The organism is Pseudomonas sp. RtIB026 (genome assembly GCF_016861355.2).
Classification (GTDB): domain Bacteria; phylum Pseudomonadota; class Gammaproteobacteria; order Pseudomonadales; family Pseudomonadaceae; genus Aquipseudomonas; species Aquipseudomonas peradeniyensis.
This window is the reverse complement of record NZ_AP023348.2, coordinates 4,993,914-5,009,551: the sequence shown is the minus strand read 5'-3', so window position 1 is coordinate 5,009,551 and position 15,638 is coordinate 4,993,914. Positions and strand designations below refer to the sequence as shown.

Below are 15,638 nucleotides of genomic sequence, written 5' to 3'. Positions count from 1 at the left end.
GCCCACGGACCCGTTGCCCCATGGCCTCATCGCTGCCCGACCTGAAACTGCTGCGCATCTTCGCCAGCGTGGTGCGTCACCAGGGCTTCGCCAATGCCCAGCGCGACCTCAACCTGTCGACCTCGGCCATCAGCACCTACATGAGCCAGCTGGAAAGCGCCCTGGGCATCGTGCTCTGCCACCGTGGCCGTGGCGGTTTCAGCCTGACCAGCAAGGGCGAGCTGTTCCACCAGGAGACCTTGCGCCTGCTGGGGGAGCTGGATGGCTTCGAGCAGTATGCGGCGGCACTCAAGGGCGAGTTGCGCGGCACCCTCAACCTGGGGGTGATCGACTCCACCGTGGGCGACCGCGCCTTGCCGCTGGCCGAGGCCATCGGTGCCTACAGTCAGGAACACCCGGCGGTGCACCTGCACCTGTCGGTGTCCAGTCCGTACGAACTGCAACTGGGCGTGCAGGACAACCGCCTGGACCTGGCCATCGGTGCGTTTTCGTCGCGCATGAGCGGCCTGGTCTACCAGCCGCTGTACCGCGAGCAGCACTGGCTGTATTGCAGCAGCCGCCATGCGCTGTTCGGCGAGCGACGGATCCCGGAGCCGGTGATTACCCAGCAGCGCATGGTCGGGCGTGGCTACTGGAGCCAGGCGGAGCTGGCCCGGCACGGTTTCAAGCACAGCGCCGCCACCGTGGAAAGCATGGAGGCGCAGCTGATTCTGATTCTCTCCGGCGCCTACATTGGCTACCTGCCCGAGCACTATGCCCAGGCCTGGGTCGACAAGGGTGATCTGCGCGTGCTGTCGCCGGCGACCTTCGGCTATCAGGCGCCGTTTTCCCTGATCATCCGCCGTGGTCGGAGCCGGGAACCCTTGATCCAGACGTTCCGCGACCTGCTCAAGAGCCAGCTCAACGTGGGCTGAGCTGGGCCGTGTTCAGCACATTCCGTCAGGTCGAGTAAATTTCCTACAAAACTTGACCGCTGACGTGATGGCCTTCTGCTAAATATCTACTTGCTTTGATGATTTTCCCACTCATCTGGATAAGCAAGGGATCGCCAACGATGCGCATGAATTTGCCCGTCACCGAGCATGAAAGAACCTTTCCCCAAGACCAGCGGCTGATCTCCACCACCGACCTGAACAGCCGCATCACTTACTGCAACGACGCATTCGTGGCCATCAGCGGTTTCACCTACGACGAACTGGTCGGCCAGCCCCATAACCTGGTGCGGCATCCCGACATGCCACCGGCGGTCTTCGGGCATATGTGGGACACCATCAAACAAGGCAAGCCCTGGATGGGCGTGGTCAAGAACCGCGCCAAGAACGGCGACTTCTACTGGGTCAGCGCCTACGTCACGGCGGTGTACGAGAACGGCCGCATCAGCGGCTACGAGTCGGTGCGCTCGGTACCGACCCGGGAGCAGATCCGCCGGGCCGAGAACTTGTACGCCCGCTTGCGGGCAGGGCGCTCGCCGGTACCGCTGGCGGCGCGACTCGGTTATGGAGTCGGCCATGGCTGGCCGTTGATCGGTGCGGGATTGCTGTCGGCCGCCGCCTATCTGTTGCTGCCCCCCTATGCGGCACTGGGTGTGCTGATGGCCAGCCTGCTGGCGGCCTGGTACGTGGTCGAGCACCGGCAGAACCAGTCGATCCGGCGCACCCTGCAGGAGCACCCCAAGGCCTTCACCAGCCCGCTGGTAGCGCTGACCTACAGCGACAATCCCGGGCTGCAGGGCCAGCTCGACCTGGCGATCATCAGCGAGGAGGCGCGCCTGCAGACCGCCCTGACCCGTCTGGTGGACGCCGGTGTCGGGGTCAAGTCGCGGGCTGCGCAGTCCGCCGACCTGTCCGATGCCCAGGCGCAGATGCTCGACCGCCAACGCAGCGAGACCGACCAGTCGGCCACCGCCATCGCGCAGATGGCGGCGACCATCCAGCAGGTCACCCACAACGTGCAGAGCACCGCCCACGCCGCCAGCGACGCCGACCAGCTGGCCCAGCAGGGCAGCGACCTGGCGCAGCAGAGCCTGCGCGCGATGGGCAGCATGAGCGAGGCGGTGAGCGACATCGGCCAGGCGGTCAATGCCCTGGCCGAGCAAACCCAGTCGATCGGCAGCGTGGTGGATGTGATCACCTCGATCGCCGAGCAGACCAACCTGCTGGCGCTCAATGCCGCCATCGAGGCGGCGCGGGCCGGCGAGCAGGGCAGAGGCTTCGCCGTGGTGGCGGACGAAGTGCGTTCGCTGGCGCAGCGCACCCGCGCCTCGACCGAGGAGATCCACCACATCATCTCCACCCTGCGCTCCGGTGCCGACCGCGCGGTGGCCAGCGCCAGTCGCGGCCAGCAGATCTCCAGCGACAGCGTGCACAGCGTCGAGGCGGTGCAGGCGGCGTTGTCGGGGATCGCCCAGGCGGTTAGTCGCATCACTGGCATGAGTCAGCAGATGGCCACGGCGTCCGAGCAGCAGAGCCATGTCGCCGAGGACATCAACCAGCAGATCGTGCGCATTGCCCATCTGTGCGACGAGAGCGCGGGACAGGCCAGGCAGGGGGCAGAGATCAGCCAGGACCTGGAGCGCATGGCGGAGTACCTGCACAGCCTGGCGGAGCGGTTCAACCGCTGAAGCTGTAGCGGGTAACAGTGGGGGCGTGGGAGCAACCCGGGAATGGCAACCCTGTGGCAAACTACCCGCCCCAAGGAGCCCCCCATGCCCAGACCCCGCTGCGAGCGTTGCCAGCGCCCGCTCACCCATTGCCTTTGCCCACTGATCCCGCACCTCGGCAGCCGCACCCGCGTGGTCGTGCTGCAGCACCCCAGCGAGACCGCCCACGCCCTGAACACCGCACGCCTGGCGGCCCTTGGGCTGGTCAACGCCGAGTTGCGGATCGGCGAGGTGTTCGACGACCTGGACGCGCTGCTGGCAACGCCAGGTTACCGACCGGCGCTGCTGTTCCCCGGTGACGAGGCCGAGGTCCTGCAAGGCTATGGTCAAGACGTCGACCTGCCGCTGCTGCTGATCGTGCCGGATGGCACCTGGCGCAAGGCGCGCAAGTTGCTGTACCTGAACCCGCTGCTGGAGAGTCTGCCACGGGTGACGCTCGGCCATGTCCAGCCCTCGCGCTATCGGTTGCGCAAGGCACCGGAACCGGGTGCCCTGTCGACGCTCGAGGCGGTGGTGCAGGCGTTGAATGTGCTGGAGGCTCCGGCAGCGTTCGATGAGTTACTGCGCCCGTTCGAGGCGCTGATCGAAGGGCAGATCGAGGCCATGGGAGCGCAGACATATCAACGCAATCATGGGCAGGTTTGAATCGGAGCCCGCCCCTTCAAGGTGTGATAGTAGGCGCCCGGCCTGGAGTTGCCGGGGCTGCTTTGCAGCCCTTTCGCGGCACAAGGCCGCTCCTACTGGGCACGCGTTCTCCTGTAGGAGCGGCCTTGTGCCGCGAAAGGGTTGCAAAGCGACCCCGGCAATCTTGAATTGGAGCGGCCCTTTCAAGGGGTGAGCCTGATCGCGTAACAAGCCCACCATGCGACGGGCTAATGATCAGTGGGAGCGGGCTTGCCCCGCGATTGCACTGCCATGCTGGCGATCACCGCTCGCGCAACGCCTCCGTCCGCGCCTTCAGCACCGGTTTCAACAGATAGTCCAGCACGCTCTTCTGCCCGGTGATGATATCCACCGTGGCCACCATCCCAGGGATGATCAGCAGCGGTTTGTTGTCCCCACCCAGGTGGTTCTTGTCGGTGCGCACCTGGATCAGGTAGAACGCGTTGCCCTTGTCGTCGGTGACGGTATCCGCGCCAATCAGCTCCAGCTTGGCCTTGAGCCCGCCGTAGATGGTGTAGTCGTAGGCGCTGAACTTGACCATCGCCGTCTGTCCCGGGTGCAGGAACGCCACGTCCTGGGGCCTTACCTTGGCCTCGATCAGCAGGTTGTCCTCGATCGGCACGATCTCCACCAGGTCGCTGCCGGGCTGGACCACGCCGCCGATGGTGTTGACCTTGAGCAGCTTGACGATGCCGCGCACCGGCGACACCACGGTGGTGCGGTTGACCCGGTCGTCGATGGCGATGCTGGTGGCGGTGATCTTCGACAGCTCCGTGCGCTTGTCGTTGAGCTCCTTGGCGGCGTCGGAGCGGAAGCTGGCGTCGGATTCCTGGATCTTGCTGCGGATCTCCGCGATCGCCGCCTCGGCGCGGGGGATCGCCAGGTTGGTGGCATTGAGCTGGCCGCGCGCCTCGACGCTGCGCTGCTTGAGGCGCAGGATCTCCACGGGGGAGATGGCGCCCTTGCTCACCAGTGGCGAGGACATGTCCAGTTCCTGTTGCAGCAGGCCCACGGCCGAGCGGTATTGATCGACCTTGGAGCGGAACTCGGCCAGCTCCTGGGTCTTCTGCCGCAGTTGTTCGTTGAGGGTCTGTTTCTCGCTGGCCAGACGGCGCTGGCGCGAGTCATACAGCGCGGCTTCGTCCTCGGCCACCTGTGGTGCCTTGGCGCGGACTTCGTTCGACAACACGAAGGGCCTGCCCTCGGACTCGGCCGACAGGCGCTCGACCTGGGCGGTGAGCGCGTAACGGTCGGCTTCACTCTCGCCCTTGTTCGACTTGAAGCGGGTGTCGTCCAGGCGCAGCAGGGTCGCGCCCTTGTCGACCATTTGCCCTTCACGCACGAAGATCTCGGTGACGATGCCGCCCTCGAGGTTCTGCACCACCTGCACCTTGCTCGACGGAATGGCCTTGCCCTCGCCGACGGTGACCTCGTCGAGCACCGCGAAGTTGGCCCAGACCAGGGCCACCAGCAGCAGGATCGCCGCCAGCCACACGGTCAGGCGTGACAGGCTGGGCGACTCCTGCAAGGTGGCGCCGGCCAGCTCCGGCATGTAGTCGCGTTCGGCGCGCTTGTCGGCGCCCTGGAGGTAGCTGCGCACGCTGTGGCTGAAGGGCATACATTACCTCCTAGAAAACTGGCCCCCTGTAGGAGCGGGCTTGTCCCGCGATCACGGGCATAGCCCGTGCCAGGCACCGCGTTGCCTTGATCGCGGGACAAGCCCGCTCCTACAGGGGTGGTGGTCGTGTCACAGCGCCGCGCCGATACGACCCTTGCGCAGCGCGTCGATGACCGCGTCCTTCGGCCCGTCGGCGACGATCTTGCCGTTGTCCAGCACCAGCAGCCGATCCACCAGGCTGAGCATCGAGGTGCGGTGGGTGACCAGCAGCAGGGTCTTGCCCGGCACCCAGTTCAGCAGGCGCTGGCGCAGTTGCTCCTCGCTGCTGTTGTCCATGTGGCTGGTGGGTTCGTCGAGGATCAGGATCGGCGGTTCCAGCAGCAGCGCCCGGGCCAGCAGCACGGCCTGGCGCTGGCCACCGGACAACAGCTGGCCGCGTTCGCCCACCGGGCGGTCGAAGCCTTGCGGGTGCTGGCGGGCCAGTTCGCTGACCCCGGTCAGCTCGGCCACTTCGAGCATGCGCGCATCGCTGACATGACGGGCGCCGAGGGTGAGGTTGTCGCGCAGGCTGCCGGCCAGCAGGGGCAGGTCGTGGGCCACGTAGCCAACCTGGCTGCGCAGGTCGGCGATGTCCAGCTGGCGCAGGTCGAGGTTGTCCAGCAACACCTGGCCTTCGTCAGGGTGATGAAAGCCCATCAGCAGGCGGGCGAGGGTGCTCTTGCCCGAGCCGCTGCGGCCGATGATGCCGATGCGCTCGCCTGGCTTGAGCGTGGCACTCACATCGTTGAGTGCCGGGGCCGCTTGCCCGGCATAGCGGAAGGTAGCGTGGTTGATGCTGATGCCACCCAGCAGCGCGGTGTGCTCCAGGGCCTGGTGCTCGGCTTCGCGTTCCTGGGGCAGGCTCATCAGCGCATCGGTGCTGCGCATGGTCAACTGCGCCTGCTGGTAGCGGGTGATCAGCCCGGCAATCTGGCCCAGCGGCGCGAGGACCCGGCTGCCGAGCATGTAGCTGGCCACCAGCGCGCCGACGCTGAGGTTGCCGGCGATGATGCTGTACACCCCGGCGACGATGGTGGCCATGCCGCAGAACTGCTGGATGAACAGCGTGCCGTTGCTGGCCAGCGAGGACAGGTTGCGGGCATGGGCGTCGAGGCGGGCGATGGCGCCGTTGGTGTGTTCCCACTGGTATTGACGCTCGCTTTCGGCGCCGCAGGCCTTGAGGGTCTCCAGGCCGCCGAGGGTCTCGATCAGCAATGCCTGGCGCACCGCGCCGAGGCTCAGGCTCTTCTGCACCGTGTCACGCAGGCGTACCTGGATGAACAGCGCCAGGCCCACCGCCAGCGGAAAGGCGATCAGCGGGATCACCACCAGCCAGCCGCCGAGCAGGCCGATCACCAGCAGCATCAGCGCCACGAACGGCAGGTCGATGATGCTGGTCAGGGTGACCGCGGTGAGAAATTCGCGCAGTCCCTGGAAGTCATGGATGCTCTGGGCGAAGCCGCCGATGGTGGCGGGCCGGGCCTTCATGCTCATGCCGGTGATGCGTTCGAACAGGGTGGCCGAGAGAATCAGGTCGGTCTTTTTACCGGCCTGGTCCAGCAGGTGGGCGCGGACCATGCGCAGCACCAGCTCGAAGGCGGTGCCGATGAACAGTCCGGCCACCAGCACCCACAAGGTGGACAGCGCCTGGTTGGGCACCACGCGGTCGTAGGTCTGCATGACGAACAGCGGCACCATCAACCCCAGCAGGTTGATCAGCAGGCTGGCCAGCAGGGCATCGCCATACAGCCAGCGGGAATGCCGCAGGGTGTCGCGGAACCAGGCATTGACCCGTGGGATCAGCGGGGCACGCACGTCCTCCAGGGTATGGCGAGGACGGGCGAACAGGACCTGGCCGCTGTAGGCCTCGGCCAGGACTTCGCGTTCGACCCACTGCTCGCCGCCTTCGGCTTCGCACGGCAGCAACAGGGCCCGGCCATTGTCCCCCCAGCGTTGCAGCACGGCGCTGCGGCCGTCATTGAGGATCAGCAGAACCGGCAGGTTGAGTGGCGAGATGGCGTCCAGGTCACGCTGCAGGACCCGCGCCTGCAACCCCGCACGCGCCGCGGCGCGGGGCAGCAGGGCCAGGGGCAGGCGCTGCTCGGCCAGCGGCAGGCCGCTGCCCAGGCTGGCACGGCTGGCAGGGCAGCCGTGCAGCTTGCACAGGATCAGCAGGCCATCGAGCAACGGATCATCAACATCCAGGCGCGGTTGCGCGCTTTGCATACTGGTCACGATGGCCTACTCCTGCCGCGGTGGACGGGAAATGGGCGCTGGCGAAAAGTCCCTTGTCTCGTCAGAACCTAACGCATGTCGGGCAGTTTCGCCTCGTTGCGCACTTCGGTCTTGGCGATGGCCTCGGGCGGCAGCGAGATGTGCTGCTTGCTCAGCAACTCACCCATGGTCGCCAGGACCCGGTACATGGAGAACTCTTCGGTGTAGCGCACTTCGGTATAGCGCCGGTTGGCGTTGTACAGCTCGTTCTCGCTGTCGAGCACGTCGAGCAGGGTACGCTGGCCCAGGCCGAACTGGTCCTGGTAGGCGGCGCGCACGCGCTGGGTGGTTTCGGCGTACTCGCGGGCGCTCGGGGTTTGCTTGCGGGCGTTGTTCATCGCGTTCCAGGCCAGGCTGAGGTTTTCGTTCAGCTCGCGCAGGGCGTTGTTGCGGATGTCCATCGCCTGGTTGATCTTGTGCGCGTCGGACTGCAGGCGGGCCTTGTCGCTGCCGCCGCGGAACAGGTTGTAGCTGAGCTCGACGCCGGCCTGCCAGTCGTTGTTGTCGTGGCCCTTCTGGCCGCCGATGTTGTTGTTGGCACCGGTGGCCAGCACCGCGTCCAGGCGCGGGTAGAAGGGCGACTTGGCCACTTCGTATTGCTGCTCGGCGGAGCGCACGTCAGCCTGCGCCGACTTCAGGTAGGGGTTGTTCTCCAGCATGCCCTGGCGGGCATTGAGCAGGTCACCCGGTACTTCGCCCTTGATCGTGACCGGTGTTTCCAGCTCGTCCGGCATGCGCCCGACTACGCTGTAGAAGTTGGCCTCGGCGTCGGCCAGGTCGACCTCGGCGGTGTCCAGGTTGTTCTCGGCCAGGGCGCGACGGGCGCGGGACTGGTCGAGGTCGGCGGTGCTGCCCACGCCACGTTCGCTGCGCAGGCCGATCTGGTCGTTGACTCGCAGGTGGGCCTGCAGGTTGTTCTTGGCCAGGGTCACCAGTTCGCGGCGCTTGAGTACCTCGAGGTAGACCTCGATGGCACGCAGGGCGATGCTCTCGGCGGTGGCCTGGGTGTAGTAGGCGCGCGAGGTGGCCACCGCTTCGGTGCGGGCGACCTCGTTGGAGGTGTTGAAGCCATCGAACAGCATCTGCCGCAGGCGCAGTTCCGACTGGGTGTAGTTGAGGGTTTCCTTGTTGTGGTTACGCGTGCCGTCGGGGTTGAAGCCGCGGGTATTGGTGTTGTCCGAGCGTTGCCGGCCGTAGCCTGCGACCAGATCGACGGTTGGGTAGTACCCCCCGCGGGCGAACTTCACATCCTCGTCGGCCGACAGCCTGCTGTTGCGGCTGGCGCTGATCTCGGGATGCTGGTCCACGGCGTTCTGGACAGCCTCGGTGATCGACATCGCCTGACTGTTGGCACACGCCATGGCCAACAAAATCGCACTGGTGATGGGGGTTAAAGCGCGCATGGGGTACATCTCCCTGGTCTTGAATAATGTCCTGCTAATCGCCAAAAAAATGACGAAAAATTAGAATCAAACCGTTTCAGGTTTGTAACAACAGAGCTAAGAACATTTATCGGGCGAGCTAAGAAGATTTTTTCATAAGATATATGCGAAAAAAAACTTATGCGGTCTAAGGAATCCGCGACATTGTTTCATTCAGGCGGTTACGGGAATTGGCTGGGACAGGCGATTTTCGGGCCTTGGTGAAAGTTCCAGATTTTTTGCAGCTAAGGAGACAGGGGAGGAAGGCGAAAGCGGAATTTGGCGACAGAAAAATGGCACTCGATAATGGCCATTCGCCCTCTTCGCTATCGTGGCAGTCGTCACAAGGAGCGTGGTTTCTCACGAACGTGACAGCAACGATCCACCAGCCATGGCACTCGGAACGTTGCGCACATTACCCGGCACGCCTTGATCTGCGAAAAGCCCATCGGCAGGGGAGGCGTACGCTCATGGCTAAATTAGTCGGTGTAGTCGGCAAGGTGATCGGCCAGGTATTCGCGGTGGGCGACGATGGTCATCGCCGCCTGTTGGTGGAAGGCGACCGGTTGTTCGTCGGCGAACAGCTCGAGACCGGCAACGAGGGCGCCGTGGCGGTGCGGCTGCAAAATGGTGCGCAGCTGACCCTGGGCCGCGGTAGCAGCCTGGAGATGACCACCGACCTGCTGGCCAATCGCGCGCCCCACGTGCAGGCGCCGGACGCGCAGCCCAGCGACGCCCAGCTCAGTGATGTCGAGCAACTGCAAAAAGCCATTGCCGCTGGCGCCGACCCCACGCAGGAAGCCGAAGCGACGGCGGCGGGCGGCAACCCGTCAGGCGTGTCGGGGGCGCTCGGCGGGGGTCACAGTTTCGTGATTCTGACCGAGGTGGCCGCCCGGGTGGATCCCACCATCGGCTTCCCCACTGCAGGATTCAATGGTTTCCCACTGCTGGCCAATCTCGAACTCGGTGGCCTCGACGGCAACGATGACGGGCCGGTGTTGGCCGATACACCAGCGATCGACAATCCGGTCAGCCTCAATGGCCTGGATATCAGCCCCGCCGAATTGACCCTGGACGAGGCCAACCTGCCCCAGGGCTCGGCCAGCAATCCGGCGGCCCTGACCCAGTCCGGCAGTTTCACGGTGGTGGCCGCCGACGGCGTGTTCAACCTCAGTGTCGGCGGCATCAATGTGGTCACGGCGGGCGTGGTCACCGGCGTCGGGCAGTCCATCGTCACCGGGCTCGGCAATGTGTTGACCATCACCGGCTACAACCCGGCCACGGGTGTGGTGAGCTACAGCTACACCCTGACCGGTGCCGAGCATCACCCGGACGGTGCGGGCAGCAATACCCTGGGCGAACAGTTCCCGGTGCTGGTCAGCGACACGGATGGCGACGTGGCCAGTGGTACGCTCGACGTGATCATCCGTGACGATGTGCCACGGGCGGTGAACGACACCAATGCCACCGCCGCCACCGAGCAGCATGTGGAACTCAGCGGCAATGTGCTGGGCAACGACATCCAGGGGGCAGACCGCATCCCCAGCGGCCCGGTGGTAGCCGGTACCTTCGTCGGCACCTACGGCACCCTGGTCCTGGCGGCGGACGGCTCCTACACCTACACCCTCAACACCAACGACCCCGACTTCAAGAACCTGCAAGGCGGTGGAAATGGGGTGGAGACCTTCACCTACACCCTGAAGGACGCCGACGGCGACTCCAGCACCGCGACCCTGACCCTGAACGTCAGCAACCTCGACGACCCGGTGACCCTGGGCGGTCTGGACGTGAACGGTGGCGAGCTGACGGTCTACGAGAAAAACCTGGCCGACGGCAGCGCGCCGAACCCGGGCGCCCTGACCCAGAGCGGCACGTTCACGGTCAGTGCACCGGATGGCCTGCAATCCTTGAGCGTCGGCGGTATCAGCGTGGTCAGCGGTGGCGTGGCGGCAAGCTTCCCGCAGTCGATCACCACGGCGTTGGGCAGTACCCTGACCATCACCGGCTACAATCCGGCCACGGGCGTGATCAGCTATAGCTACACCTTGCTGGACAATGAGAGCCACGCCAACGGCGACGGCGCCAACAGCCTGTCCGAGCACTTCACCGTCACGGCCACGGACACCGATGGCAGCACGGCCAGCGGCTCGCTGGATGTGAACATCGTTGATGACCTGCCCAAGGCCAATCCCGATTCGGCCAGTGTCGTCGAAGGCGGCACGGTCAGCGGCAACGTGCTCGACAACGACACCTCAGGCGCCGACGTGCGCGCCGATGGCAAGTACGTGGTCGGCGTGCGGGCCGGCTCCGATACCTCGACCTCGGCCAGCGGCCAGTTGGGCACTCAGGTCCAGGGCCAGTACGGCTACCTGACCCTGGACGCCCAGGGCAACGCCACCTATCACGCCAATCCCAACGCCGTGGCACCTGCCGGGGCCACAGACGTGTTCGTCTACACCGTGCGAGACAGTGACGGCGACGAAAGCACCACCACCATCACCATCGACGTACGTGATTGCTCGCTGATCGCCGGCGCCGACAGCGAGGTCACGGTCTACGAGAAAGCGCTCGACCTGACCAAGGATGGCAACGACCTGGCTGCGGGGAACGTGGTCGGCAGCCAGCCAGGTTCGACCGCCGAGACGGCCAGCGGCTCGCTGGTCAGCTCCATCAGTGGCGGAACAGGGGCGCTGACCTTCACCCTGGTCGGCAATGCCACCGGCCAGTACGGCCAGATCCAGCTGAACGCCGATGGCTCCTACACCTATACCCTGACCTCGGCGCCGAATTCGCCGAATCACGTCAACGACGGGCCGAACGTGCTGACGGAAACCTTCACCTACCAGGTGAAGGACTCGCTCGGCAACTCGACCACCAGCACCATCGTGATCAGCATCGTCGACGACGTGCCCAAGGCTCACAGCGATTTCGCCAATGTCTACGAAGGTGGCACCGTCAGCGGCAACGTGCTGGTCAACGACGTGATCGGCGCTGACGTGCCGGCTGATGGCAAGTATGTGGTCGGCGTGCGCGCAGGCAGCGACACCTCGACCTCGGCCATCGGCCAGCTGGGCAGCAATGTCGTTGGGCAATATGGCTACCTGACCCTAGACGCCCAGGGCAACGCCACCTACCACGCCAACCCCGACAGCGTGGCGCCGGCCGGTGCCACGGACGTCTTCGTCTACACCATCCGCGACGCCGATGGCGACGAGAGCACCACCACCATCACCATCGACGTGCACGATATCTCGCTGGTCGCCTGCCCCGACGACACGGCCAAGGTCTACGAGAAAGCCCTGGACCTGACCAAGGACGGCAACGACCTGGCCGCAGGCACCGTCACCGGGAGCGATCCGCACGCCACCACGGAAACCACCAGCGGCTCGCTGGCCGGTTCGGTCAGTGGCGGCATCGGTGCCCTGACCTTCACCCTGGTCGGCAATGCCGCCGGGCAGTATGGCCAGATCCAGCTGAACAGCGATGGCACCTATACCTACACCCTGACCTCGGCGCCGAACTCGCCCAACCACGCCAACGACGGCCCGAATGTGGTCACCGAGAGCTTCACCTACCAGGTGAAGGATTCGCTCGGCAATACCACTACCAGTACCATCGTGGTCAGCATCGTCGACGACGTGCCCAAGGCCCATTGCGACGTGGCCTCGGTCAAGGAGGGCGCCAGTGTCAGCGGCAACGTGCTGGACAACGATGTGGTCGGCGCCGATGTACGTGCCGACGGACAATACGTGGTGGGCGTGCGCGCAGGTTCCGACACCTCGACTTCTGCCATTGGCCATGTGGGCGACACGATCATTGGCCAGTACGGCTACCTGACCCTGGACAGCCAGGGCAACGCCACCTACCACGCCAACCCCGACAGCGTGCCGCCCGCCGGGGCGACCGACAGCTTCGTCTACACCATTCGCGACGCCGATGGCGACGAAAGCACCACGACCATCCGCATCAACGTTCAGGACAGCAAACTGGTGGCGTGCGAGGACAACGACGTCACCGTCTACGAAAAGGCCCTGGACCTGCACAAGGATGGCAACGACCTGGCCGCCGGCAACGTGACCGGCAGCGATCCTGGCTCCACCGGCGAGACCGCCTCCGGCAGCCTGGTCGGCTCGGTGCATGGCGGCGTCGGTGCACTGACCTACAGCCTGGTCGGCAACGCCGTGGGCCAGTACGGACAGATCCAGCTCAACGCCGACGGCTCCTATACCTACACCCTGACCTCGGCGCCGAAGACCGCGGGTGGCGCCAACGATGGGGCCAACACCGTCAACGAGTACTTCACCTACAAGGCCACAGACGCCCTGGGCAACAGCGTCACCAGCACCATCGCCATCAACATCGTCGACGATGTGCCGACGGTGCAGTGCGCGGTGCGCAGCATCACGCCCGGCCAGGTGGACTCCAACATCCTGCTGGTGGTGGACGTTTCCAGCAGCATGGCCGCAAGCTCCGGCGTGCCGGGGCTGACCCGCCTTGAACTGGCCAAGCAGGCCATCAATGCCTTGCTCGACAAGTACGACGAGATGGGCGACATCAAGGTGCAGATCGTCACCTTCGGCACCGGCGCCGAGATCAAGACGCCGGTGTGGGTCTCGATCAGCGAGGCCAAGAGCCTGATCGCCGGGCTCAATCCCGGCGGCTCGACCTATTACGACTCGGCGGCCACCAAGGCCCAGGAAGCCTTCGCCACCACCGGCAAGCTGGTGGGGGCGCAGAACATCAGCTACTTCTTCTCCGACGGCGAACCCACCAACGGCCACGCGATGACGGCGCCGCGCGAGACCGCCTGGGAAACCTTCCTCGACAACAACGGCATCAAGTCCTACGCCATCGGCATGGGCAGCGGCGTCAACGAGGGCAACCTCAACCCGCTGGCCTACGACGGCAGCAGTCATACCGACACCAACTCGGTGGTGGTCACCGACCTCAGCCAGCTGAGTGCGGTGCTCTCCGGCACGGTGCAGGGCGCGCCGATCACCGGCAGCCTGATGAGCGGCGGCGACTTCGGGGCCGACGGCGGCTTCATCAAGGCGCTGCTGGTGGACGGCACCACCTACACCTACGATCCAAAGGCCAATGGCGGGCAGGGCGGCTATGCGGTCAGTGGCGGGGCGGACAAGGCTTCGTTCGACACCGTGAGCAACAGCCTGAACATCAAGACCGGCTTGGGCGGCACCCTGGTGGTGAACATGGACAGCGGCGAGTTCACCTACACGCCGCCGAAGGACAATGGCAGCGGCCAGGCGGAGAAGTTCGGCTTCACCGCCAGCGACAACGACGGCGATACCCGCAGCGCCAGCCTGACGGTGAACATCAACAGCAACGGCGCGCCGGTCGCCGGCGCCGACCACATCATCACCAACATCAAGGGCGCCACCCTGAGCGTGCCGGCAGAGGCCTTGCTGGCCAATGACAGCGATCCGGATCACGACACCCTGAGCGCCGCGCCGACCACCTTCAATACCAACTTCGCCGACAAAGGCGCGGGCTTCACGGCGGGCACGCAGGCACAGACCATTACCTTCAACGCCACCGCCAACAAGGCCGAGAACCAGCTGCGCGAGCTGGCCCGCAGCGAGTTCACCAGCCTCAACGGCAGCATGACCGCCGCCCTGGTGGTGGCTGGTTACCTGGGCTCGATCAGCACCGGCAATGCCAACGACGAGGACACCCTGACGGTCACTCTGCGCAAGGGCGAGACCCTGACCCTCGATCATGACCGGCCCGCCGGCAACCTGCTGATGGAGCGGAAGGATGCCAGCGGCAGCTACCAGACCATCGCCGATGGCGGCAGCTTCACGGCCACCCATGACGGGGTGTACAGCATCCACGTGATCAATACCGAGAACGCCTCGGGCAACAGCAAGGCCGCCGAGAACTACAAGCTGAGCCTGGTGGTGGACTACAGCAACGCCAGCAACGACGACTACCACGGCAGCTACACCGTCAGCGACAACCATGGCGGCACGGCGAACGGGGCGGTGGACATCACCTACCAGGCCGGCAATACCCTCACCGGTACTTCAGGGGACGATGTACTGCTGGCCGGAGCGGGCGACACCCTCCTGCACGGTGGTGCCGGCAACGATGTACTGGTGGCCGGCGCAGGCAACAACAGTCTGTACGGTGGCGACGGCAACGACTTGCTGATTGGCGGTCCGGGCAATGACCTGCTCGACGGTGGCGCCGGCAACGACACCGCCAGCTATGCCAAGGCAAGCAGTGGAGTGACCGTCGACCTGGGTCATGTCGGCCAGCAGAATACCGTCGGCGCGGGGCTGGACACCCTCACCGGCATCGAGAACCTGGTCGGCTCGGACTACAACGACACCCTGACCGGCAACGACGGCGACAACCTGCTCAACGGCGGCGCGGGCAACGATGTGCTCAGGGGCGGTGGCGGCAACGACATCCTGATCGGCGGACGCGGCGATGACACCCTCACCGGTGGCAGCGGCAACGACACCTTCGTCTGGCAGAAGGGCGACACCGGCCACGACACCGTGACCGACTTCACCCCGGGCAGCGATCGGCTGGACCTGTCGCAATTGCTGCAGGGCGAGAACGCCACCAGTGCGTCGCTGGACGACTATCTGCACTTCAAGGTCAGTGGCAGCGGCGGCAATGTGGTGTCGACCATCGAAGTCAGCAGCGTCGCCGGCGCGGCACCGACCCAGACCATCGACCTGGCCGGGGTGGACCTGGCGCAGCACTACGGGGTCGCGGCCGGGGCGGGCGGGTTGATTGCGGCGGGGCATGACACCGCGACCATCATCACCGGCATGCTCAATGACCATTCGTTGAAGGTGGATACGGTGTAAGCCGAGGCTTGCATTCCCCTGTAGGAGCGGCCTTGTGCCGCGAAAGGGGCGCAAGGCCCCAGGATTTCAGCATTGATGCAAAAATTGCAGGGGCCGCTGCGCGCCCCTTTCGCGGCACAAGG

General features: G+C 65.4%; 6 protein-coding genes and 2 pseudogenes. 5 read left to right on the top strand and 3 right to left on the bottom strand.

Annotated features, from left to right (window positions below; all coding sequences use genetic code 11):
• Positions 1-20 precede the first annotated feature (20 nt).
• The 4 genes and pseudogenes from PRtIB026_RS22365 to PRtIB026_RS22355 all read left to right on the top strand — a co-directional run bounded on the left by PRtIB026_RS22365 (position 21) and on the right by PRtIB026_RS22355 (position 3,304).
• Positions 21-914 carry a LysR family transcriptional regulator gene (locus tag PRtIB026_RS22365; protein WP_028691117.1) on the top strand — a complete coding sequence of 298 codons (894 nt, stop codon included), beginning with the start codon at positions 21-23 and terminating at the stop codon, positions 912-914.
• 98 nt (positions 915-1,012) lie between these two features.
• Positions 1,013-1,357: pseudogene (locus PRtIB026_RS26745) on the top strand (PAS domain-containing protein); the annotation flags it as partial.
• Between the two features lie 282 nt (positions 1,358-1,639).
• A pseudogene (locus PRtIB026_RS26740) lies at positions 1,640-2,620 on the top strand (methyl-accepting chemotaxis protein); the annotation flags it as partial.
• Between the two features lie 84 nt (positions 2,621-2,704).
• Positions 2,705-3,304, top strand: a complete 600-nt coding sequence (locus PRtIB026_RS22355; RefSeq protein ID WP_203651488.1) for a tRNA-uridine aminocarboxypropyltransferase — start codon at positions 2,705-2,707, stop codon at positions 3,302-3,304.
• 280 nt (positions 3,305-3,584) lie between these two features.
• Here PRtIB026_RS22355 and PRtIB026_RS22350 read toward each other — a convergent pair whose 3' ends face one another.
• The 3 genes from PRtIB026_RS22350 to PRtIB026_RS22340 form a co-directional block, all read right to left on the bottom strand.
• Positions 3,585-4,940, bottom strand: a complete 1,356-nt coding sequence (locus PRtIB026_RS22350) for an HlyD family type I secretion periplasmic adaptor subunit (protein ID WP_203651489.1) — start codon at positions 4,938-4,940, stop codon at positions 3,585-3,587.
• A gap of 129 nt (positions 4,941-5,069) precedes the next feature.
• Positions 5,070-7,205, bottom strand: coding sequence for a type I secretion system permease/ATPase (locus PRtIB026_RS22345; RefSeq protein ID WP_267813929.1), 2,136 nt, complete (start codon positions 7,203-7,205; stop codon positions 5,070-5,072).
• A gap of 77 nt (positions 7,206-7,282) precedes the next feature.
• Positions 7,283-8,656 carry a TolC family outer membrane protein gene (locus PRtIB026_RS22340; protein WP_186714529.1) on the bottom strand — a complete coding sequence of 458 codons (1,374 nt, stop codon included), beginning with the start codon at positions 8,654-8,656 and terminating at the stop codon, positions 7,283-7,285.
• Positions 8,657-9,144: 488 nt separating this feature from the next.
• Here PRtIB026_RS22340 and PRtIB026_RS22335 point away from each other — a divergent pair, with 488 nt between their 5' ends.
• Positions 9,145-15,516: a retention module-containing protein gene (locus PRtIB026_RS22335; protein ID WP_203651492.1), complete on the top strand. Its 6,372-nt coding sequence runs from the start codon at positions 9,145-9,147 to the stop codon at positions 15,514-15,516.
• Positions 15,517-15,638 lie beyond the last annotated feature (122 nt).